At 66.0% G+C, this 21,246-nt stretch carries 19 protein-coding genes; 13 read left to right on the forward strand and 6 right to left on the reverse strand.

Annotated elements, in window-relative coordinates:
• Positions 1 to 253 precede the first annotated feature (253 nt).
• On the reverse strand, positions 254 to 2,887 hold the full coding sequence (locus tag V7D81_RS10230) for a serine/threonine-protein kinase (RefSeq protein WP_324316291.1): 2,634 nt from the start codon (positions 2,885 to 2,887) through the stop codon (positions 254 to 256).
• A 131-nt stretch (positions 2,888 to 3,018) separates the two neighbouring features.
• Here V7D81_RS10230 and V7D81_RS10235 point away from each other — a divergent pair, with 131 nt between their 5' ends.
• The 3 genes from V7D81_RS10235 to V7D81_RS10245 all read left to right on the forward strand — a co-directional run bounded on the left by V7D81_RS10235 (position 3,019) and on the right by V7D81_RS10245 (position 4,697).
• Positions 3,019 to 3,369, forward strand: coding sequence for a hypothetical protein (locus V7D81_RS10235; RefSeq protein WP_324316292.1), 351 nt, complete (start codon positions 3,019 to 3,021; stop codon positions 3,367 to 3,369).
• 144 nt (positions 3,370 to 3,513) lie between these two features.
• Positions 3,514 to 4,389 carry an alpha/beta fold hydrolase gene (locus V7D81_RS10240; protein ID WP_324316293.1) on the forward strand — a complete coding sequence of 292 codons (876 nt, stop codon included), beginning with the start codon at positions 3,514 to 3,516 and terminating at the stop codon, positions 4,387 to 4,389.
• Positions 4,390 to 4,430: 41 nt separating this feature from the next.
• On the forward strand, positions 4,431 to 4,697 hold the full coding sequence (locus tag V7D81_RS10245) for a PGPGW domain-containing protein (protein WP_324316294.1): 267 nt from the start codon (positions 4,431 to 4,433) through the stop codon (positions 4,695 to 4,697).
• 100 nt (positions 4,698 to 4,797) lie between these two features.
• Here the strand turns inward: V7D81_RS10245 and cls are convergent, their stop codons facing one another.
• Entirely contained in the window at positions 4,798 to 6,192 is a 1,395-nt protein-coding gene (gene cls / locus V7D81_RS10250) for a cardiolipin synthase (RefSeq protein WP_324316295.1), read from the reverse strand.
• A gap of 65 nt (positions 6,193 to 6,257) precedes the next feature.
• A complete protein-coding gene (locus tag V7D81_RS10255; RefSeq protein ID WP_324316297.1) occupies positions 6,258 to 6,485 on the reverse strand; it encodes a hypothetical protein in 228 nt (75 codons plus the stop codon).
• A 205-nt stretch (positions 6,486 to 6,690) separates the two neighbouring features.
• On the opposite strand from V7D81_RS10255, the gene V7D81_RS10260 reads away from it, so the two are divergent.
• Positions 6,691 to 6,864, forward strand: coding sequence for a DUF1328 domain-containing protein (locus V7D81_RS10260; RefSeq protein WP_184334456.1), 174 nt, complete (start codon positions 6,691 to 6,693; stop codon positions 6,862 to 6,864).
• Positions 6,865 to 7,013: 149 nt separating this feature from the next.
• On the opposite strand, the gene V7D81_RS10265 is transcribed toward V7D81_RS10260, so the two are convergent.
• Positions 7,014 to 7,790: a response regulator gene (locus tag V7D81_RS10265; protein WP_324316299.1), complete on the reverse strand. Its 777-nt coding sequence runs from the start codon at positions 7,788 to 7,790 to the stop codon at positions 7,014 to 7,016.
• Between the two features lie 211 nt (positions 7,791 to 8,001).
• Here V7D81_RS10265 and V7D81_RS10270 point away from each other — a divergent pair, with 211 nt between their 5' ends.
• From V7D81_RS10270 to V7D81_RS10290, 5 genes are all read left to right on the forward strand, one after another.
• Positions 8,002 to 8,184: a NepR family anti-sigma factor gene (locus V7D81_RS10270; protein WP_324316301.1), complete on the forward strand. Its 183-nt coding sequence runs from the start codon at positions 8,002 to 8,004 to the stop codon at positions 8,182 to 8,184.
• A 20-nt stretch (positions 8,185 to 8,204) separates the two neighbouring features.
• Positions 8,205 to 8,774, forward strand: coding sequence for a sigma-70 family RNA polymerase sigma factor (locus V7D81_RS10275; protein ID WP_324316303.1), 570 nt, complete (start codon positions 8,205 to 8,207; stop codon positions 8,772 to 8,774).
• Between the two features lie 30 nt (positions 8,775 to 8,804).
• Complete coding sequence (locus V7D81_RS10280; RefSeq protein WP_324316305.1) at positions 8,805 to 10,568, forward strand: sensor histidine kinase; 1,764 nt, start codon at positions 8,805 to 8,807, stop codon at positions 10,566 to 10,568.
• A 50-nt stretch (positions 10,569 to 10,618) separates the two neighbouring features.
• On the forward strand, positions 10,619 to 11,701 hold the full coding sequence (locus V7D81_RS10285; protein ID WP_324316307.1) for a PA0069 family radical SAM protein: 1,083 nt from the start codon (positions 10,619 to 10,621) through the stop codon (positions 11,699 to 11,701).
• A 192-nt stretch (positions 11,702 to 11,893) separates the two neighbouring features.
• Positions 11,894 to 12,727: a hypothetical protein gene (locus V7D81_RS10290; protein WP_324316309.1), complete on the forward strand. Its 834-nt coding sequence runs from the start codon at positions 11,894 to 11,896 to the stop codon at positions 12,725 to 12,727.
• Between the two features lie 29 nt (positions 12,728 to 12,756).
• On the opposite strand, the gene V7D81_RS10295 is transcribed toward V7D81_RS10290, so the two are convergent.
• Positions 12,757 to 13,074 carry a hypothetical protein gene (locus tag V7D81_RS10295; protein ID WP_324316311.1) on the reverse strand — a complete coding sequence of 106 codons (318 nt, stop codon included), beginning with the start codon at positions 13,072 to 13,074 and terminating at the stop codon, positions 12,757 to 12,759.
• A 276-nt stretch (positions 13,075 to 13,350) separates the two neighbouring features.
• Positions 13,351 to 13,569: a hypothetical protein gene (locus tag V7D81_RS10300; protein WP_324316313.1), complete on the reverse strand. Its 219-nt coding sequence runs from the start codon at positions 13,567 to 13,569 to the stop codon at positions 13,351 to 13,353.
• A gap of 497 nt (positions 13,570 to 14,066) precedes the next feature.
• Between V7D81_RS10300 and V7D81_RS10305 the strand changes: the two genes are divergently transcribed.
• From V7D81_RS10305 to V7D81_RS10320, 4 genes are all read left to right on the forward strand, one after another.
• Positions 14,067 to 15,095, forward strand: a complete 1,029-nt coding sequence (locus tag V7D81_RS10305; RefSeq protein WP_324316315.1) for a hypothetical protein — start codon at positions 14,067 to 14,069, stop codon at positions 15,093 to 15,095.
• A 25-nt stretch (positions 15,096 to 15,120) separates the two neighbouring features.
• On the forward strand, positions 15,121 to 16,404 hold the full coding sequence (locus tag V7D81_RS10310; RefSeq protein ID WP_324316317.1) for a hypothetical protein: 1,284 nt from the start codon (positions 15,121 to 15,123) through the stop codon (positions 16,402 to 16,404).
• Positions 16,405 to 16,476: 72 nt separating this feature from the next.
• A complete protein-coding gene (locus tag V7D81_RS10315; protein ID WP_324316319.1) occupies positions 16,477 to 18,780 on the forward strand; it encodes a protein kinase domain-containing protein in 2,304 nt (767 codons plus the stop codon).
• The gene (locus V7D81_RS10320; protein WP_324316321.1) at positions 18,777 to 21,209 is read left to right on the forward strand and encodes a PEGA domain-containing protein; all 2,433 of its coding nucleotides are present in this window, start codon (positions 18,777 to 18,779) and stop codon (positions 21,207 to 21,209) included. The genes V7D81_RS10315 and V7D81_RS10320 overlap by 4 nt, the downstream gene beginning before the upstream one ends.
• Positions 21,210 to 21,246: the final 37 nt, after the last annotated feature.

Below are 21,246 nucleotides of genomic sequence, written 5' to 3' on the forward strand. Positions count from 1 at the left end.
CGCCGTCGGAGAGCGTCGACTTCGACCTGCACGTGCGGGAACTCAAATATGTGTATGCCGAGGAGACGGATAACCCGGCGTACCGGATGTTTCTTGGGGGCAAGTCGCCGGAGAACTAAGAGGTTCACACGGAGATCACGGAGATCGGAGCAGAGAGAATGGCCGCAAAAAGGCGCAAGAGTCACAAGACAGGATTCCTTCCTCCCACCTTGTGTTCTTTGCGCCTTCTTGCGGCCATTTTCTTGTTCCTCTTTCAGCGCCTGCCACGGATACGATCGAGCGCCGCGCGCGTCTGGCGCGCCAGCGCGGCGTCTTCCCCCTGCGTCGTCACGATCGTCGGATAGCTGCTGCTCAGCAGCGGGTCGGCCTCGCTCATGCGGCCCTGCGCATACAGGCTCAGGCCGAGCACGTTTCTCGCCACCATCACCGGCGTGCTGTCGGCGGCCAGCGATTTCTCCGCCATGGCGATGGACTGTCGCAGCGTCTTTTCCGCCTGCGGCGCATCGCCCTGACCGAGTTGCGCGCGTCCCAGTGCCGACAGCGCCGAGGCGACGTAGGGATGCTCCGCCGGCAGCGCATTCTTGTAGATGTCGAGCGCCGCGCGCAGGTCCTGTTCGGCGCCGGCGAAATTGCCGCGGTCGAGACGCACGTTCGCGATGCTGACCAGGTCGTGGCCGACGAAGGGGTGCTGCGCGCCGCGTGCGGTGCGATCGTTGACCAGCACGTCGTTCAGCACCTGTTCTGCGCGTTCGAGATCGCCGGTACGACGCAGGTAGCGGCCGTAGTTGGCGAGCGCGTCCAGGGTCGTCGGATGTGTGGGGCCGAGGATGCGTCGCAGCATCTGGGTCGATTCGGCGTAGAGCGGTTCCGCTTCCGGCAGCTTGCCCTGCATCTGCAAGGCGACCGCGATGTCGTGCACGTGCATGGCGACCTGCGGATGATCCTGGCCTAGCGTCTGCCGGTCGATGTCGAGCGCGGCGCGATACAGCGTTTCCGCCTTGGCGAAATCGCTGCGGTACACATACAGGCCGGCCATCTCGTTCATGGTGGAGGCGGCCTCGGTCGAGCGTTCCTGGCCGTTGCGGCGATAGAGCGCGAGGCTCTGTTCGTAGTACTTCTCGGCGACGTCGAGCGCACCGCGCTGCTGCGACAGCTTGGCGTAGGCGAGCAGCGTCGGCGCGATGTCGACAGCGGTCGGACCTTTCAGCTTCTGCTGCATGGCCAGCGCGCCGCTCAGTTGCCGCTCGCATTCGTCCAGCTTGCCCTGTTCGCACAGCACGCTGCCGAGCGCGACCATGGCCTCGGCGACTTCCTCGTGTTCGGGCCCGTGGATCGCGATGCGCGATTTGAGCGCTTCTTCGAGCAGGCCGACCGAATCCGGATACAGGCCGAGGCTGCTGTAGACGCGGCCGATGGTGCCGAGCAGGGTCGCACGCGTTTCGGGCTGATCGGCGAGGCCGATGTTGACGCGGCGGGCGCCGATATCCAGCAACTCGCGCGCCGTGACCTGGTTGCCGCGGCTCTTCGACGGATCGGACAGCTGGAACAGCTCGACCAGGAACGACGACACCTGTTCGGCGCGCGAGCGCTCGGCGGCCACGACGTCGCGTTCGCGCGCCAGGTGCCGCGCCTGGATGAAGGTGATGACGGCAAAGGTCGCGAGCAGCAGCACGGCAATTGCCGAGGCCACGACCGGCAACGTATGCCGGGCGACGAATTTTCGGGTGCGATACAGCCAGCTGTCGCGGGTCGCCTCGACCGGCTCGCCGTTCAGATGGTGTTCGAGATCGGCGGACAGTTGTTCGGCCGAACGATAGCGGCGCAGCGGGTTCTTGCGCATCGCCATCAGCACGATGTTGTCGAGATCGCCGCGCAGCTCGCGCTGCAGCCGGCTGGCCGTGGTCGAGCGGCAGGCGACGATCGAGGCCAGCACGTCGGGCGATTCCTGGCGTGCCCGTTCGATCATGGCGCTCGGCAGCGGCGGTTCCTGTTCGCAGATGATGCGTTCCATGTCGGTCAGGCGGCTGCCGATGAGCTGGAACGGTTTGCGACCGCTCAGCAGTTCGAACAGCAGCACGCCGAGCACATAGATGTCGCTGGCCGTGGTGATGGTGTCGCCGCGCACCTGCTCCGGACTCGCATGGGCCGGAGTCATGACCCGGTAATCCATGTGGGTGACGGCGAGCGTATGCGCCGAATGCCGCGTATCGAGCAGCTTGGCGATGCCGAAATCGAGCAGCTTCACCTCGCCGACGGGCGTGATGAGAATGTTGCTGGGCTTGAGATCGCGATGGACGATCAGGTTCTGGTGCGCGTAATGCACGGCCGCGCAGACGGTGCGGACCAGCGCGATGCGTTCGTTCAGCGTCAGGCGGCGCTGGTCGCAATAGACATCGATGGGATCGCCCTCGATGTATTCCATGACCAGGTACGGGGTGCCGTCCGGCGCGCGGCCGCCGTCGAGCAGTCGGGCGATGTTCGGATGCTGCAGCTTGGCGAGGATCTGGCGCTCGGTGCGCAGCCGTCCCTGGATCTGGGGTGTGAACGCACCGGCGCGGACCAGTTTGATGGCGACCCGCTGCTGGTATTCCTCGTCGGCACGTTCGGCGAGGTACACATCGCCCATGCCGCCGGAGCCGAGCTTGCGCACGATCCGGTACGGACCGAGTCGCTGTCCTTCGATGGGTTCGACGGCGATTCCCGTCGGCGCTTCGCCCTCGAGGTCATCCCAGGCGGCGGGATCGTCCTCGCTCAGCACCAGCAGCACGCGCGACAGCAGGGTTTCGTCGGCGCCGCATGCCTTGCGCACGAAGTCGGCGCGTTCGCGCGGACCCAAGGCCTGCGCCTGCAACACGATGCTCTCGAAGTGGGGATCGTTGTCGGTCATGGAATGCGCGGCGCACGTGCTGTGCGCGCATCATGCACCAGCGACTGCAGTGCGTGTAATATCGAAAGCGGCGTTAAACGCCATCAATTGTGCAACATGGATCGAAACGGGGACTGACCCGGAGGTGACACATGGCGACGAAGAAGAAGGCGGGCAAGAAGAAGACCAGCAAAAAGAAGGCTAAAAAGCAGGTCAAGGCGAGCATCGTTCGCCCGCCGCAGAAGAAGGGCAAGAAGAAGGCAAAGGTAAAAGCGAAGGCAAAGACCAAGACCAAGGCCAAAGCCAAAGCCAAAGTGAAGGCGAAGGCGAAGGCCAAAGCCAAGGTGAAGGCAAGCGCCAGGCCGAAGGCCAAGCCGCGCAAAAAGACGCCGAAGGCACCGGCACCCGTCGTGGTGCAGGCGACGCCGGAGCCGACGCCGGCAGAACCGTCGAACGACGATTCGCTGGGCGTGATGGCCAGCATCGTCCGCATTCCCGAGTGATCGACGCTCAGGTTGCCGTCCGAGGTTGTTGCCGGGTTTGCTGTCGATGAAGGGGCGCCGGGCGATCTGCCGGCGCCCTTTCTCTTTCCTCTCTCACTGACCGCTGGCGTGCAGGCGGTCGCCACGAATCCGCATCGCCCGTTCATGAACTACGTCGTCCGACGCGCTCCCGTTCTGGAGACTCTTCGACTCCGGGGTCTCGATTTCCAGCTTTACCGGTGGGCGGGCACCGATCCCGATCCCATCGTCCTGCTGCACGGCTGGGGCGATACCGGCGAAACGTGGCAGTTCGTCGTGGATGCGCTGCCGCAGCACCGCACGCTCATCGCCTTCGATGCACGCGGCTTCGGTCGTACCCAATGGCCGGAAGACGGCTACTGGTTTCCCGATTACCTGGCCGACCTGGACGCGCTCCTCGCCGCGATCGCTCCCGACCGGCGCGTACGTCTGGTCGGCCACAGCATGGGCGGCAATGTGACGTTGATGTATGCCGGTGTCCGGCCCGAACGGGTCCGTCAGCTCGTCAGTCTCGAGGGCTTCGGCCTGGCGCGGACCGAACCCGACCAGGCGCCGCTGCGCTATCGCGAATGGCTCGACGAAATCGGCGGCGGCACCGCGTTCGCGCGCTACGACGATTTCGCCCAGTTCGAAAAAGTGCTGACGCGCCGCAATCCGCGCACACCCGCCAGCCACATCCGGTTCATCGCGCAGTCGTGGGCGCGGCGGCACGAGGACGGGGTCGTGGACCTTCGCGCCGATCCGCGACACAAACGAACGAACCCCGTGCTGTATCAGCGCGAGCAGGCCGAAGCCTGCTGGCAGCGCATCACCGCTCCCGTGCTGTATGTCGTCGGCGATGCATCGGACATGGCGCGTCGCATGAGTGGCGAAATGTCGCCCGACCGTTTGCAGGCGATCTTCCGCGATGTCAGAACCGTCACTGTCGCCGGCGCCGGACACATGATGCATCACGAGCAGCCCGCGGCCGTGGCGGAACTGATCGAAACGTTTTTTCGTTGATTCCAGACCCGGACGAGAGAAACGCCAGGAGTCGGAACATCGTGTCGCCCTTGCTGCGGATCACCTACAAGTGGGCGCGTCGCTGCGCCATCGCCGTCGTCGGCGGCACGGTGGTCCTGATCGGCATCCTGATGATCGTGTTTCCCGGTCCCGCCATCGTCGTCATTCCTGCCGGCCTCGCCATTCTCAGTCTCGAATTCGCCTGGGCGAAACTCTGGCTGAAAAGGCTCAGGACGGCGGGCAACTCCGTGATGACTTCGGCGTCGGCGTACTGGTCGCGCGGCCGGCGTGGGCCGCCGGAAGGATGAGTTCTTCCTGTGGGGCCGGCTTCAGCCGGCCTCTGAAGATGTCAGGCTGAAGCCTGACCTACAGCCCAGGCCGGCTGAAGCCGGCCCCACAGGAAGAGTCTCAAAGCCAGTACGACAGCAGGCTGCTCGCGGACTCCTTCACCTTGTCGCTGAAGGGTCGTTCGCGCCACGTTTCGAGATCCAGTTCGCGCGAATCCTTCAGGTCGCGTTCGAACACCGCTTCGAGCTTCTGCGCGAAGCCCGACCCCACGACCACCGCGTTGACTTCGTTGTTGTGCAGGAAGCTGCGCATGTCGAGATTGGCGGAGCCGACCATCGACAGCGCCGTATCGATCACCGCCGTCTTGGCGTGCAGCAGTGCGTAACGCTGTTCGTAGATGCGTACGCCGCCAGCGAGCAGTTCATCGAACGTGCTGCGCGAGGCGTGCAGGATCAGGCCGGAATCGGTGAAGCCGGGCACGATCAGCCGTACGTCGACGCCGCGTTTGGCGGCGGCGATCAGTTCCTGGCGCATTTCCTTGTTCGGCGCGAAGTACGCATTGGTCAGCCACAGCCGGCGGCTGGAATGTTTCATGACCTCCAGATAGGTCGCGTAGATGCGCGTTTCGGACTTGTCGTCGGCATCGGTCGCGACCGCGGCGACCAGTTCGCCGCCGGCAGGTTCGATGGCGGGAAAGTACAGCGGATTTCTCGTGTCCACCTTGCCGCCGGCGCGCGTCCAGGTAGCAAAGAACAAGGCCTGGAACTGCGCGGCGACCGGCCCGACGATTTCGACATGCGTGTCGCGCCAGGCTTCGTCGCGGCCGGCTTCCGGCCCCGGCCGCGTGGCGGACGAGCTTTCATAGGTGCTGCTGATGTTGATGCCGCCCGTGAATGCGATGCGGCCGTCGACGACGACGATCTTGCGATGGTCGCGATTGTTGATCTTCCACGGCAGCGGCGTGCGCACCGGATCGAGCGGCCGGAATTCGCGGACTTCCACGCCGGCTTCGCGCATGCGGTCGAAGAATTCGCCGGGCGTCGTGACGCTGCCGACGGCGTCGTAGATGACGCGGACTTCAAGTCCGGCGCGACGGCGGGCGATCAGCAGGTCTGCAAACTCGCTGCCGACGGGATCGCTCGCAAAGATGTACGTCTCGACGTGAATGCTGTGCTGCGCACCTTCGATCGCCTTGCGGATCGCCTGCAAGGTCTGCGGTCCGTCGATGAGCAGGTTGACGCGGTTGCCGGCGACCAGCGGCGCCTCCGCCTGGGCCCGGAAGGCATCGATCAGTTCGCGGACGTGCGGATCGTCGTATTCATCGCCGAGGCGTCGTTCGATGAGACGTTCACCGCGTGCGTCGCTCAGCGCACCGGTCGCGACGACCACGGCGGGCGCCGCCGCAGCAGGATCGACGGGCCGGGCCTTGGGCGCGGCGCACGCACAGCACAGCAGTGCGACGAAGGCGGGCGCCAGCCGGTGGAGAAATTGCGGGGATGAAAGGGAGGAGGACACGCCGGCACCTGGATCGCAGCTGTCTATGCGCGTCTCCCCCGGGGAAGGATCGTTGCAGCGGACTCTCAATCCTTCTTGAGTTCGTCCGCGGCGTCATTCACGCCTTCGCGAACGTCATCGACGGCGTCGTCGAGCTTGTTCGCAGTCGATTCCTCGCCGCCGTTCTTCACGGTGTCGATGGCTTCGTCGATTTCCTCGCCCGCCTGTTCGAGCGGACCTTTCTTTTCGCAGGCCGCGATGCCGAGGGTCATCGTGCAGGCCAGCGCGGCGAGCATCAGGGGTTTCAGGGTCATGGGCATCCTCCGCTGTCGGTTGTGTACTCAATGGATCGCGTTGGGGATCGCGTTCGTCGGCGAAACGTCCACGGTCGACCCAAGGTTCCGGACAGACTGGCTCCGATCGTTTCCGCACGCGCTGCGGCAAACACCCGGAACCTGCGAATCGCTGAGGCGTTGCGTCGCAGAGCGTGTTCCGAACAGGTGGTTGCAGGAGGTTGTTATGTTGTCGTGGGCACTTACGTTCTTCATCGTCGCGATCATCGCGGCGGTGCTGGGTTTCAGCAGCATCGCAGGTGCTGCGGCGGGTATCGCGAAGATCCTTTTCTTCATCTTCCTGGTGCTGACGCTGGTGGCGCTGGTGGCAGGCGCGATGCGGGGAAGACCGCCGGTGTGAGGAGGGAGGCTGGCTGCTGGCGACTGGCGGCTGGCCAGATCAGGACTCGGGAAAAAAAAGGGAGCCATCGGCTCCCTTTTTTTGGTTGTCGCTGATCCTGATGCTTCTGGCCAGTCGCCAGCAGCCAGTTGCCAGCCGCCCGCTTCTTCTCACGCAAACAGCAACGCCTGACTGATCGCCACCCGCACCGTCTCCGGCACGAACGGCTTGGTCACCAGGAACGTCGGTTCCGGACGTTCGCCCGTAAGCAGGCGTTCCGGGTAGGCCGTGATGAAGACGATCGGCACTTCCACTTCCGACAAGATCTGACGCACTGCATCGATCCCCGAGCTGCCGTCCGCCAGCTTGATGTCGGCCAGCACCAGGCCGGGACCGGTGCGGCGCGCTTCGCGCACTGCTTCGTCGCGGGTCGTGGCGGTCGCAATGACCTTGTGGCCCATCTCGCGCACGATGCTTTGCAGATCGAGCGAGATGATCGGCTCGTCCTCGATGATCAGCACATTGATGCTGGGCTGGCTGGAGATCTCGCGGACGGCCTGGCCGGTCATGGTCTTCACCTGCTCGGAAGGCACACCGAGAATCGTTGCGGTGTCCGCCGGGCTGAAGCCTTCCATCGCCGTCAGCAGCAGCGCCTGACGGTGGGCCGGGGTCAATTCCTTCAGCCGCTTTTCCACGCTGTCCGCCGCAACGGGGCCCGAGCCGGGAACCGGGCGGACGTCGAGATTCGTGGTGTCCCACAGGCGATGAAACAGACGATAGAGCGCCACGCGCGGGGATGCGTCATCGCCGAGCACCGACGTATCCGCAACGATGGCTTCCAGGCAGGCGCGTACATAGGCGTCGCCGCTCTGCTGCGTTCCGGCCAGCGCTCGGGCGTAGCGGCGCAAATAAGGCAGATGCTCGGCAATCGCGTGAGCCAGGGCCATAGGAGCTACTCCATCATTCTTTATCGCTGAGGGTACGGAGACTGTCGCGTGCACGCGGCCGGGCCGCGCGACGTGCCCGATACTATGTATGAAGTGGTACAAAGGTTCCCGCGCACCCGGAACTTTTCATCGCCGGCGGCGTTGCTGGGCATCCTGTCGAAGAGAACCAACATCGGTGCCGGCGATGCGCCCACCCTCAGCAGCCATGATCATGAGTGACAAAATCAAGCCAGAACAGGCCACCCCAGGCCAAGGCGATGCTCCCGGCGAACAGGTGCCGGAATGGCTGGGCAACCGGCTGCGCCGCATGTTTACCGAAGTCATGGATGAACCGGTGCCCGACGAATTCAAGGCACTCCTGAAGCAGCTGGAAGACAAGGAGCGCGGGTCCTGAGCGGGCTCGTGAAATGCTTCATGGACGCTCACGATCCCTTTCTCGACCAGGTCACGGCGTTGCTGCCGGCACTGCGCGCCTTCGGTCGTTCGCTCTGCGGCGATCCGGCGCGTGCCGACGATCTGGTGCAGGACACCGTGCTCAAGGCATGGACCAATCGCAACCAGTTCCAGTCGGGCAGCAATCTGAAGGCCTGGCTGTTCACGATTCTGCGCAACTGCTACTACTCGGAACTGCGTCATCGCAAGTTCGAAGTGGAAGATCCCGAAGGCGTCTGCGCGGCGCAGCTGTCCGTCGCGCCGGTTCACGATGCGCGGCTGCATCTGCGCGACCTCAACCGCGCGCTGCAGCAACTGCCGCACGATCAGCGCGAAGCGCTGGTGCTGGTCTGCGCAACGGGCCTCTCTTATGAAGAAGCGGCGGATGTGTGCCAGGTCGCCGTCGGCACGATCAAGAGCCGCATCGCGCGCGCCCGCGACCGGTTGATCGAACTGCTCGGCGAAGACGCGGCGCACGTGACGGACCGGCTCGGCGACCGCGGAGACGGCAACAGCGTCTCGCCCGCGGCGGCCCGCGCCAAAGCTTCCTGATTTCCCGGCGCTGCTTCGAGCCGCCGCCCCATGAAGCATTCCAAGCTCGGCCTTGCGCCACGTCGCTGGTGGGGGCGCAACGCCGGGCTGCGTCCGCGGCTCGTGCTGATCGTTGGCATTGCCATGCTCGCTCCCGGCGTGCTGGCCGTGCTGCAGGCCGTCTCCGGCTACAACAGCAGCGTGCGTTACCTGCAGCAGAACCTGGCGCAGGCGGCGCAGCTCGCGGCGAATGAAGAAGAGAACATGATCTCCGCGTCGCGCGAGATTCTGACGAGTCTCGCCGCGCATCCGGATGTGCGCGCCGGGCAGGGAGCCGCGTGCCGGCGCGCATTGCAGCGCGCCATCGGCGGACTGGATCAGTACGCCGGCGCCACGGTCGTGAATGCGCAGGGTGTCATGACCTGCAGTTCCGGGCCGATGAAGGCCGTCATCACCGTGGCGGACGAGCCGTGGTTTCGCGACGTGATGTCCGGCGACGCCTTCGTGGTCAGCGATCTGGTGGAGAGCCGCTGGCTGGAGGAGTGGGGCATGGTGACGGCCGTGCCGCTGGTCGACGACAAGGGCGTCATCGACGGTTCCGTCGCACTCATCATCGGGCTCGACTGGGTGACGCGTCGCTATCAGCGCGCCGCGTCGGGCGATACGGCGCTGGCGCTGCTCGACAGCAAGGGCGATCCGATCACGTCGAAAACCGAACCCGCGCCGCTGCTGCTCGAAGGTCTGCCCGCCGCGGATCTCATCGACCAGCATTTGCGTGCGCGTACCCAGACGTTCACGGCACGCGGTCGTGACGGCACCTGGCGCCTGTACGCCATCAGTCCGCTGCTCGAAGGCCGCATCTTCGTGATTCTCGGCACGCCCATGCTCGCCGCGATGGGGCCGCTGGCGCTGCAGGTGGCGTGGGGCGTGTTGACGCCGCTGCTCATGTGGGCGCTGGCCATCGCCGTCGTGTGGTTCGGTATCGAACACCTGGTCGTGCGCTGGATCACCTATCTGGAACGCATCACCTCGGCCTACGCAGCAGGGCGACACAGCGTGCGTCCGGAGCGCGCCGAAGCCGCGCCGGCAGAAATCCGCAGCCTCGGCGAAACCTTCAGCCGCATGGCGGACACGATCCAGTCGCGCGAGTCGGAACTGCGCGAATCGCTGGCGCAGAAGGAAATCCTGGTGCGCGAGATCCATCACCGGGTGAAGAACAATCTGCAGCTCGTCATGAGCCTGCTCAACCTGCATGCGCGACGCATTCGCGATCCGCGCGCCGAAGCGGCCTTCGCCGAGGCGCGCAGCCGCATCAACGCACTCGCGACGCTGCATCGCCGACTTTACGAATCGGAGAACCTGCAGGAAGTCGACCTGCGCTGGTTCCTCAAGGATCTGTGCGCCGAACTGCGGCGCGGCGGGCTGCCCGGCACGCAGGAAGTCGACCTGACCGTCGATGCGCCGGATGAAGTGATCGGCCCCGATATCGCCGTGCCGCTCGGATTGCTGGTGACCGAGGCGATCACGAACGCCTACAAGCACGCCTTCACCGGCGCCGAGCACGGCCTCATCGAGGTGATCGTGCAGCGCGAGTCGGACGAGATCCTGTTGCTGTGCGTGCGCGACAACGGACGCGGTTTCGATACCGGGGCGGGCGCCGAAACGGCCGGACTCGGACGCTCGCTGATCGATGCCTTCGTGCGCCAGCTCCATGGCGAACTGAAGATCAGTTCCGAGCGCGGCACGCAGGTGGAAGTGCGGTTCAAGGCGCCGCGTCGCGTGTCGTCGACGCCGCATCCGCAGGCGGTGTCCTGAGTCGTCCGTCCGCTGATTGATACTGGATTTATATCCAGTATGATCCGACCATGGCTTCCCCCAACCGACCCGTCATGCGCACCGGGCGCGGCGCCGTCTCGAATCCCGAAGGCCGGTTCGAGTCCGTGCGCGGCGAGGCGGTCGATGACGGCTGGGGCAGCCTGGACGAGCCACTGCCGCCGCTCGAAACCATCGTGCGACCGGATCCCGCCCGTTCCATCATTTCTCGCAACCAGTCGCCCGACATTCCTTTCGATCAGTCCATCAATCCGTATCGCGGCTGCGAGCACGGTTGCATCTATTGCTATGCGCGGCCGTCGCACGGCTACCTGAATCTGTCGCCGGGTTTCGATTTCGAAACGCGGCTTTTCTACAAGCAGGATGCCGCGAAGCTGCTCGAGGCCGAACTGGCCGCACCGTCCTATCGCTGCTCGCCGATCACGATCGGCGCCAATACCGATCCCTACCAGCCCATCGAACGCGAATATCGCGTGACCCGCAGCATCATCGAGGTGCTGGCGCGGCATCGACATCCATTCTCGATCATCACCAAGAGCAGCATGATCGAGCGCGATGTCGATCTGCTGGCGCCGCTCGCCCGCGACAATCTCGTTCTGGCGCTGGTCAGCGTCACGACATTGAGCGGCGAGATCAAACGCACCCTCGAACCCCGCACTGCATCACCGGCAGCACGACTGCGCGCCATTGCCACCCTGGCCCGGGCGGGTATACCGGTCGGCGTGATGGTCGCCCCGGTCATTCCCGTACTTACCGATGCGGAGATGGAAAAGATTCTTGCCGCCGCGGCGCAGGCGGGAGCACGTTCGGCCGGCTACGTCCTGCTGCGTCTGCCGTACGAGGTGAAGGATCTGTTTCGCGAATGGCTGCAGGCGCACGAACCGCTCAAGGCCGGGCATGTGATGAGCCGGATGCAGGCGATGCGCGGCGGGCGCGACTACGATTCGGCCTGGGGCGTACGGCAACGCGGCGAAGGCGAATACGCCCGCCTTCTCGACATGCGATTCAAGGCCGCTTGCAAGAAGTACGGTCTGCGTACCGGCGAGCGATTCATACATAACACTGCCTTGTTTCAGCCGCCGGTCATCGGGCCGGAGCAATTGACGCTGCTCTGAGCGTTCGCGATCTCGCAGCGCCGCGCGCTGTACAAAGACGAAACATTCGTGCGCGTTTTCCGGCGTTGCCGTCACAGGCCTTGGCGTATACTCGAACGAGATCTAGGAATGTCGACATTCGAGCGACGATGAGAAGTCGACAGCCGTAGCTTCGGGACGGATCCGTCATTCAATTCCTGGAGAGCGTTTGCGATGTCATCAGAGAAGTCCGGCTGCACCGGGGTGGGCGTGTCGATGCTTTCCGGCGTCGTCTTTTCCCCGATGCCTCGTGCGACGCTCGCCGCGTGCGCGGCGCTCGCGCTGTCGGGCTGCATGACCGCGAAGATCGAAGAAGTCCGCGACGCACCCACGCGCATCAGCTCGAATGAAGCGGTGGTATTGCTGGCGAAGCCGCATCTCGAAGGCACCGGCACCGAGAGCAAATTTCTCGACTGTCTGGAACGCGAACTGGTCGGCGAAGCTTTCTCTTCCGAGCATGCCGCAGCCAGGAAGAAGGGCAAGGACATGAGTCCGCGCAGCAACGTCGCCAACAAGCCCTTCCAGGTCTTCGCCGACGATCACTTCGTCGATGCGTTCTATCCCTGGCTCGAACCGAGCACGGCGCCGGTCAACCCGCAGGCGTTCAGCACCTTCCTGTCGCGTCCCGGCGTCGCCGAGCGGGTCAGTTCACTCGGCGTTCGCTTCATCGTCTGGGTCGACGGCGTGACGCAGAAGACCGACGGCGGCGGCAGCATCGCCTGTGCGGTCGGTCCCGGCGGGGCTGGCTGTCTCGGCCTCGGCTGGTGGGAGAAGCAGTCCGACTACGAAGCCACCGTGTGGGATCTGCGTGACGGCGTCAGTGCCGGCACGGTGACCACCGATGTGAAAGGCACGTCGGTGATGATCGGTGCGGTGGCGCCGATTCCGATCATTTCTCCGGTACAGAGCACGGCCTGCGATCGCCTTGCCGGTCAGCTCCGATCGTTCCTGGTCGGTGCCGACGACGATCCCGATGTCGCGCCGAAACAGACCAAGGCGGCACAGTGACCGGCGCGATGGAAATGCTCAGCGCGCGTTCAGCTCGGCGGTCGCACCCTAGGCCAGGCCGCGGCGACAGGCCGGCGCCAGCGTCGCTGAGTTCCTGATTCCCTTCCGGAGAATGCGATGAACAGAAGCCCTGCAATCGACCGCCTGCTCGTGATTGCAGCGCAGGCGACTGCCATCGGCACCGTCTCCGCATTCCTGATGGGCGGCTGCGCCGGCTCCTCTTCTTCTTCCAGCATGCCTTCGTCGCCGAGCATGCCCAGCTCCTCGGGTGGATCGTCCGGTTCTTCCGGCAGTTCGTCGGGTTCCTCTGGCTCTTCCGGTTCGAGCGGCGGCAGCAGTTCGAGCATGCCCGGCGGCAGCTCCGGCGGTTCCAGCGGTCAGTCGGGCGGATCGTCGGGTGGTGGCGGTGGATCGAGCGGCGGGGCATCGATGCCTTCGATGCCCTCAGGCGGCGGATCGTCCGGCGGCAGTTCCGGTTCGATGGGCGGTTCGCAAGGCGGTTCTTCCGGATCCCAGGGTGGTCTTCCCGGCGCGCAGTCCGGGGGTTCGTCGGGATCGCAAGGCGGCGCCTCCGGTGGATCGTCGGGTGGCAGCTCGGGGGGTTCCTCCGGCGGTGCGTCCGGTCAGTCGGGCGGCAGCGCGGGTGGCGATGGTTCATCGGGCGGCGCATCCGGTGGATTGCCCGGCGCATCGGGCGGTTCACAAGGCAATGGCGGACTGGGCGGTGCGCAGGGTGGACAGAGCGGCGGCCAGTCCGGCGGCAGCGGTGGCGGTGCGTCGGGCGGCAGCCGACCGACGATGGGTTTGCCGTCAGCCGGCGGCGGCGCGCCGTCCGTAGGCATTCCGACACCCAGCATGGATCTGCCGAGCGGCAGTTCGGGTGGCGCTTCGGGATCCGGTGGTCAGAGCGGCGGCACCAGCGCCGACACGGCAGGCGGCGGCGCATCGGGCGGCGCCTCGGCCAACGAAAGTATTTTCCAGAGTTCGAGCAGCAGTTCGGCCGGTGCACAAAGCACTGCTGCTGGCGGTGCCTCGGGCGGCAGTAACGGCAGTTCCGGTGGTGCGTCGGGCGGCAAAAGTGGCAGCTCAGGGGGCGAGGCCGGTGCGAGCGGGGGGGCGGGCGGCCACCCCGGGGGGGGGTGCGTCCGGCAACGCCGGTGGATCGGCCGGAGCCTCGGGCGGCGCAGCCGGCGCCATGGGTGGAGCGTCAGGTGCATCCGGTGGTGCGAGCGGTGCTGCCGGCGGATCGATGGGCGCAGCGGGAAACGCCGGCGGTTCCGCGGGGGCCGCTGGTGGCGCAGGTGAAAGCGGCGGCGCAGCCGGCGGTGCTTCTGCACAAATGGGTGGCGGTGCAGCCGGGACTGGAACAGACGCTGCGGGGGGTGGATCTGCAGGCGCTGGCGGTGGAGCACAGGGCGGAGCGTCCGGTGGCGGTCAGGGTGGAACGGACGGTGCCGGTGCCCAGTCTGCGTCGGGCGGTAATGGCTCTCAGGGCGGCGCCGGTTCGACAGGCCAGGCGGGCGGTGATGGTCAGGCCGGCGGCAGCGACGGTTCGGCCAACGGCTCGGCTGGCGGTCAGAGCAACGGCGGTGCCGCGGACTCGGCCGGCGGTGCATCCGGCGGCGGTGCGGACGGCACCGGCAGCAATGGCGGTCCGAACATCACGGTCTCCGCAGGCGTGCCCGGTGCGGTGACGCCTGTTTTCACGCCGAGCGGTGGTGGCGGAGGCGGCAACTCGGGCGGCTCGATGGGCGGCGGTGCAGCCGGTGGCGGCGCGGCAGGATCGCCGGACGGCACGGGTCAGTCCGGTGGCCGCGGCGGCTCGGGCGGCAGCGGTCCGATGACCACCTCCGAACGCATGGCTCACATCGACAAGCAGTTCGACATTTCACTCGGTGTGTTCGACGGTCAGATCCGCGATGAACAGGCCGTCATCGCCGGCCAGCGCGCCGGCCGCGGCGGTTCGGGCAATGGCAGCAGTTCGGCGGCAGGTGCGGGCGATTCGGCCGGTGCCGGCGGCAACTCGGGATCCGGCGAAGAAGGCGACGGCCAGGGCGACGGCAACGGTAATGGCAATGGCAAAGGTCAGGGCCAAGGCCAGGGTCAGGGTCAAGGTCAGGGCAGCGGCCAGGGCGCGGGCGGACAAGGTTCCGCCTCCGAAGGCAGCGGCCGCGGTGGCGGTGGCGGTGTCGGCGGCGGCGGTCCGAAGGGCGGTGGTGGTCCCAACACCGTGCCTGCGGATATCCCGGACGGCAGCGACGACGACGTTGTGGCACGACAGCTGCGTGAAGCGGCAATGGCGGAAACCGATCCGGAGCTGCGCGAAAAGCTCTGGCAGGAATATCGGCTGTACAAGAAGGGAAGCTGATCCGGACGAAGTCGAGTTGAATGCAATGAACGGATCCTTGCGACAGATCTCCCGGCAGCGGCTCGCGCCGCCCCTCGCTCTCGCAGCATTGGCCCTCGCGGCACTGGCTTGCAGCGGCTGCGTGACGCACGAGACGCGACCTCAGCCGCGGGTCAACGCCATTCAGGCAGCGGCGGAAATTCCGGAAGACCAGCTGCTCGACGTCGGTGTGCGCCTGTTCGACGAGAACGTGCCGGAGGATGAGAAGAAGCGCGAGAAGGAACGCATCTTCCCCGACGTGCGCAAGGCCGAGGCGCGTTACCTCGCCATGCAGGTGCGCAACACGCTCGAAGGCTCCGGCCAGTGGGGCCAGGTGCGTGTCGTTCCGGTGGACGACGATGCGCTCGACGTGCGCGTGTCCGCGAAGATCCTCGAATCGACCGGCATGCAGTTGCGGCTCGATGTCACGGTGGACGATGCCAGCGGCCGGGTCTGGTTCCGCAAGGAATACGAACAGCTCGCCGACACGCGTTCCTACAAGGACACCTCCGGCAAGCCGCGCGATCCCTTCCAGAATCTGTACTCGCAGCTTGCCAACGACATGCTGGCGTATCGCCAGACGCTCGCGGCGACGGATCTGCAGACCGTCCGCAACGTCTCCGAATTGCGCTTCGCGCAGGATCTGGCGCCGTATGCGTTCCAGGATTTCCTGGTCGTCGACAAGAAGAAGGGCACGTACCAGGTGGTGCGGCTGCCTGCCAGCGACGATCCCATGATCGCGCGCATGGATCGCATTCGTGAACGCGACTACGCGCTGCTCGACACCGTCAACGAACACTACGCGCTGTTCGCGGACAACATGTCCGAGTCGTACACGAACTGGCGTCGTTACAGCCACGACGAAATCGAAGCGCAGGACGAAGCCCAGCGCTCGGCCACCACACGCAAACTCCTCGGCGCCGCCGCGATCATCGGCGGCCTCGTCATGGGCACGCAGTCGAATACCTACGTCGGACAGGCCGCGGCGACGGCTGCCGTCTTCGGCGGCGCCTACGCGGTCAAGAGCGGTTTCGACAAGGGTTCGGAAGTGAAGATGCACTCCGATTCCCTCAAGCAGCTCGGCGAATCCTTCCAGGCGGAGGTGCAGCCGATGGTCGTCGAGGTCGAGGGCCGGACGCTGCAGTTGCGCGGCACCGCGGAAGAGCAGTTCCAGGAGTGGCGCCGGCTGCTCAAGGAACTCTACGAGAACGAGACAGGTCTTCCTGCAGTGGCGCCCGTCGCTGCCGGGCAGCCCGCAGCCTCCGCAAGCAACGGCGGTGGCACACGATAGTTTCCGTCACCAGGTCCTCTCTAGAATCTCAGCATGCTGGAAAGCGGGCAGGAGCTCTCTGCAAGGTTCGTATTGGTCCGCGCCCTCGGGTCAGGCGGCAGTGGCCACGTATGGCTGGCGCAGGACAACGAACGCAAACGTCTCGTGGCGGTCAAGGTGCTCGCCGATGAGCTGATGCAGGACGTCGCCGCCATCGCGGCCCTGCATCGCGAAGCCTCGCGTCTCAAGACGCTCGAACACCCAAACATCCTTCAGGTTGAGGGTCTGTATCGCTCGCCACGACACGCTTGGATCGCGATGGAATACGTGTCGGGCGGCGATCTGACTTCCTGGCGCGGTCGCGGTTGTGCCGAGATCCTGCGGGTCACGATTCCGGTGGCACAGGCGCTCGCGCATGCACATCGCAGCGGATTCGTGCATCGCGACGTCAAACCGGCGAATGTGCTGCTCACTTCCGATGGCATCCCGAAGCTGACGGACTTCGGCATCGCGCTCGCGCTGGCCGAAATGCCGACAGCGAATGCCGGCCGCGGTTCGCCCTTCAGCATGAGTCCGCAGCAGATGGACGGACAGCCGGCGAGCGCCAGCGACGATGTCTACGGTTTCGGCGCGCTGCTCTACGAACTGCTGTCCGGCTATCCGCCGTTCTATCCGGAGGCGACGCCGGAGAAGGTCCGCGACGAAGCGCCGAAGTCGCTGACGTCGGTTCCTGCCGCCGTGGCCCAACTCGTCGATCGCTGCCTGGCGAAGTCGCCCGGCGATCGTCCCGCCGACATGGACAGCATCGCGAATGAACTGTCGGCCGCGCTCGCCGCGTTGCCGGCCGTGAGCATCGTCAATGCGCCGGCCGCGCGTCCTGCCGTGACGCCGCCGTCGATCCGTCCGCCGGTCGCGCAGGGCGAGCCGTTGCGCAGCGAGTGGCGACGGCCCGATGCGGCGAGTCGCAGCGAAGACGATCTACGGCGTCAGGGTTTTCGTCGCGGGCTCGGCGCTGCCGCGCTGGTGGCCGGCATCGTCGGCGTCGGCATCGTTTTCTTCGCGCTGCCGCGCTGGTTCCCCACCGCCGAGCCGGCGAAGGCCGTGACGGCTGCCAAGCCGAAGGAAGAAGAAGCGCCGCCTGCGAAGAAGGAACTCGACTTCGCCACGCTCGCACGCGCCAAGCAGCAGGCCGAGGATCTGCGCGCCGCGATCGATCCGCGACTCGAAAAACTCCGCACCCGCGCCGTCGATCAATGGGGCGGCGCCGAATTCAAACAGGCGACCGACGAACTTGCTGCGGGCGACAAGGACTTCGCCGCGCGCGAATACGTGACGGCGGGCCAGCACTTCTCCGCCATCGAACCTTTGCTCGACGTACTTGAAAAACGCGCCGGCGAAGTGTTGGCGCGCGAACTGTCGGCGGGCAGCAAGGCGCTTGCCGAAGGCCGTTCCGGCGATGCGAAGACAGCCTTCGAACTCGCGGCGAAAGTCGAACCCGGCAATGCCGCGGCGACGCGCGGACTCAAACGCGCCGGCACGCTCGATGAAGTGCTCGCGCTGGTCACCACGGGCGAACGGCTGGAGCGCGAAGGCAATGCCGCCGGCGCGTCAGAAGCCTTCAATAAGGCGCTGAAGCTCGATGCCGATGCACCGCGCGCCGCTGACGGTCTGGCGCGTGTCGGCGCCCGGGTTGCTGGCGATGCCTTCGCCGGCAACATGGCGCGCGGTTTCAGCGCCTTGTCCGCCGGCCGCCATGCCGAGGCGCGTTCGGCGTTCGAAGCGGCGAGCCGCATCCGTCCGGGCTCGCCCGAAGTGGCGCAGGCCCTGAAACAGATCGAGCAGGAAGAAAACACGCGCTCGATCGCCGCGAAGCTCGATGCCGCACGCGAGTTCGAAGCGAAAGAGCGCTGGGCCGAGGCGCTCAAGGAATATCAGTCCGTCGCGCAGCTCGATTCGACCGTCGCGTTTGGGAATGAAGGCATCGCGCGCACGCAGCCGCGTGCCGACCTCAACGAGCAACTCGAACTGTATCTGACGCAGCCGGAGCGCCTGTTCAGCGCCCCGGTGCGCAGCGCGGCGCATCAGACCCTCGAACGCGCGCAGTCGATCGCGGCGCCCGGGCCGGCGCTCAAGCAGCAGATCGCCACGTTGCGCGACTGGCTGGCGCGCTCCGAAACGCCCGTACAGATCGCGATCCAGTCCGACAATCTCACGCAGATCACGATTTACCGCGTCGGTGCACTGGGTGCGTTCGAGCAACGCTCGCTCGAACTCGCGCCGGGGAGCTACACCGTCGTCGGCACGCGTCCCGGCTATCGCGACGTGCGACGCGAGATCAACGTGACTCCCGGTGCGGCATTGCAGCCCGTCGTGGTCCGCTGCGAGGAGAAAATTTGAACGCGAGCGCCTGGCAGGAAGAATCACTGGTCGTGCGCGAGCCGCAGGGCGAGCGGCGCTTCGGCCCTGCCGATTTTCCGCTCGGTTTCGGCGGCGCCGACAGTCTGATCGTGCTGGCCGGACGCCCGGCCGGTGTCGAAGCCTGGATCGGCGTGCACGAAGACCAGCTGTTCGTGCAGCCGGCCGAAGGCGCCGAGGTGCTGCACAACGGCCTGCGTGTCACGCAGTCCACCTGGCTCAAGGCCGGTGACGTCGTGAATCTTGGCGCTGCGCGCCTGCGCATCGTCGAAGAACGCGCGCAGCGCACGATCGAAGTCGACGACGGCAGCGCCGGCAACATCACCGCGCCGCCCATCATTTCGCAGGACGCGCGACTGCGCGGCGACAGCGATGCCGAAGCCGAGCCGATCGCGGCCGTGCGCTTCCGCGCCTCCGAAAGCACCAGACAGCGTCGCGGCTTCACGATCAGGCCGGGGCGCATCGTGCTTGCGCTCATCGCGCTGCTCGCGGCCGGCGTGCTCTGGTTCCTGATGACGGCGACATCGATCGGCGTCGTGACCGATCCGCAGCAGGCGCAGGTGGCGATCAACGGCGGATTGCCCGCTGTGCCGGTCGGCGGCCGGTACATGCTGCGTCCGGGCGACTACACCGTGCGCGCCACGCAGCAGGGCTACACGCCGGCAGAACTGAAGATCAAAGTCACCGACGCCGCGAATCAGCAGTTCTCGCTGTCGCTCGCGAAACTGCCGGGCACCCTGCAGATCGACGTGCCGGTCGCCGCGCAGGTGTCGATCGATGGCAAGGAGAGCGCGGCGGCACCCGGCGAATTCGAACTCGCGCCGGGCAGTCACACGATTGCGATCAACGCGCCGCGCTATCAGCCGTTCAGCGGCACGGTCGAGGTGGAAGGGCTCGGCAAGAAACAGACCTTCACTGCGCCGCTGGTGCCGGCGTGGGCGAATGTCACGGTGACGTCCGAACCGGCGGGCGCGCAGGTTGCCATCGCCGGCGAAGTCCGCGGCACGACGCCGCTGACCACCGAAGTCCTCGCAGGCAATCAGCCGCTCGAAGTCCGTCTCGATGGCTTCAAGCCGTGGACCACGGACATCCAGGTGAAGGCAAACGAAGCGATGAACGTCGGTCCCGTGCGCCTCGGCCTGCCGGATGGCCGGCTGTCGCTGCGCTCGGAACCGTCGGGCGCGAGCGTTTCCATCAGCGGCGTGTATCGCGGCCAGACGCCGCTCGACATCGATGTGCGTCCGGACATCGCCCAGTCCATCGTCTTCACCCGTCCGGGCTATGAGTCGGCGACGCGTGCAGTGACGCTGCGTTCCGGCGAGAAACAGAGCGTGAATGTCGCGCTCACCGGCGTGTTCGGCGAAGTGTCCGTGCGCGCGCAACCGGCAGATGCGCAGATCCTCGTCGACGGCAGACCCGCGGGCGCCGTGAATCAGACCCTGCGGCTCGTGGCCACGACGCACGAACTCATCGTGCGCAAGCCGGGCTTCGTCGATTTCAAGACGACGGTGACGCCGCGGCCGGGCTTGCCGCAGGTCGTCGAAACGACCCTGCTGACCGCCGAACAGACGCGCGTTGCGGCCACGCCTGCCGTCGTATCGACGAAGGTGTCGCAGCAACTGAAGCTGATGCCGCTCGGCCGCTTCACCATGGGCAGTCCGCGTCGCGAGCCCGGCCGTCGTGCCAACGAAGCGCAGCGCGACGTCGAGTTCAAACGCGCGTTCTATCTCGGCGTGCGCGAAGTGACGAATGCGGAGTTCAAGCGTTTCAAGAGCGATCACCGCTCCGGCATCGTGCCGCCGAATACATTGGAACTCGACAATCAGCCCGTCGTGAACCTGCGTTGGGAACAGGCCGCGGCCTACTGCAACTGGCTGTCGGAGCAGGAAGGGCTCAAGCCCGCTTACGTGAAGGACGGCGACTCGCTCGTGCCCGCCAATCCGATGACCAACGGCTATCGCCTGCCGACCGATGCCGAATGGGAATGGGCAGCGCGTTACGCCGGCGGCGGAAAATTCCTGCGTTATGCTTGGGGCGATGCCTTGCCCGTCGCCGCGGCCTCGGGCAACTACGCCGACTACACCGCGCGCGTGGTGTTGCAGGACATCGTTCCGGATTACGATGACGGCTTCGCGGTCAGCGCGCCTGTCGGCAAATTCCCGCCCAACACGCTCGGCCTGTACGACATGGGCGGCAACGTGGCCGAATGGGCGCACGACTACTACACCGTCAGCGTCGACGGCACGCAGGTGCAGGTCGATCCCATGGGCCCGGCGCAGGGCCGCAATCACGTCATCCGCGGATCGAGCTGGAAACAGGCGAGCGTGACCGACCTGCGGCTCTCGGCGCGCGATTTCGGCGACGGACCGCGCAATGATGTCGGTTTCAGAGTGGCGCGGTACGTCGAATGAATGATGCGGAGCACATGACCATGAAATCCTTCCTGCG

It is taken from the genome of Povalibacter sp. (assembly GCF_036735925.1).
GTDB lineage: Bacteria > Pseudomonadota > Gammaproteobacteria > Steroidobacterales > Steroidobacteraceae > Steroidobacter.

What these genes read in the sequence shown, in the direction of transcription:
- V7D81_RS10310 (WP_324316317.1), top strand. Translation starts at nt 15,121, where the DNA reads ATGAACGGATCCTTGCGACAGATCTCCCGGCAGCGGCTCGCGCCGCCC.
- V7D81_RS10285 (WP_324316307.1), top strand. Translation starts at nt 10,619, where the DNA reads ATGGCTTCCCCCAACCGACCCGTCATGCGCACCGGGCGCGGCGCCGTC.
- V7D81_RS10260 (WP_184334456.1), top strand. Translation starts at nt 6,691, where the DNA reads ATGTTGTCGTGGGCACTTACGTTCTTCATCGTCGCGATCATCGCGGCG.
- V7D81_RS10265 (WP_324316299.1), bottom strand. Translation starts at nt 7,790, where the DNA reads ATGGCCCTGGCTCACGCGATTGCCGAGCATCTGCCTTATTTGCGCCGC.
- V7D81_RS10240 (WP_324316293.1), top strand. Translation starts at nt 3,514, where the DNA reads ATGAACTACGTCGTCCGACGCGCTCCCGTTCTGGAGACTCTTCGACTC.
- V7D81_RS10280 (WP_324316305.1), top strand. Translation starts at nt 8,805, where the DNA reads ATGAAGCATTCCAAGCTCGGCCTTGCGCCACGTCGCTGGTGGGGGCGC.
- V7D81_RS10305 (WP_324316315.1), top strand. Translation starts at nt 14,067, where the DNA reads ATGGGTGGCGGTGCAGCCGGGACTGGAACAGACGCTGCGGGGGGTGGA.
- V7D81_RS10235 (WP_324316292.1), top strand. Translation starts at nt 3,019, where the DNA reads ATGGCGACGAAGAAGAAGGCGGGCAAGAAGAAGACCAGCAAAAAGAAG.
- V7D81_RS10295 (WP_324316311.1), bottom strand. Translation starts at nt 13,074, where the DNA reads ATGCTCGAACTGCTGCCGCCGCTCGAACCGGAAGAGCCAGAGGAACCC.
- V7D81_RS10230 (WP_324316291.1), bottom strand. Translation starts at nt 2,887, where the DNA reads ATGACCGACAACGATCCCCACTTCGAGAGCATCGTGTTGCAGGCGCAG.
- V7D81_RS10270 (WP_324316301.1), top strand. Translation starts at nt 8,002, where the DNA reads ATGAGTGACAAAATCAAGCCAGAACAGGCCACCCCAGGCCAAGGCGAT.
- V7D81_RS10275 (WP_324316303.1), top strand. Translation starts at nt 8,205, where the DNA reads ATGGACGCTCACGATCCCTTTCTCGACCAGGTCACGGCGTTGCTGCCG.
- V7D81_RS10255 (WP_324316297.1), bottom strand. Translation starts at nt 6,485, where the DNA reads ATGACCCTGAAACCCCTGATGCTCGCCGCGCTGGCCTGCACGATGACC.
- V7D81_RS10300 (WP_324316313.1), bottom strand. Translation starts at nt 13,569, where the DNA reads ATGCCTACGGACGGCGCGCCGCCGCCGGCTGACGGCAAACCCATCGTC.
- V7D81_RS10290 (WP_324316309.1), top strand. Translation starts at nt 11,894, where the DNA reads ATGTCATCAGAGAAGTCCGGCTGCACCGGGGTGGGCGTGTCGATGCTT.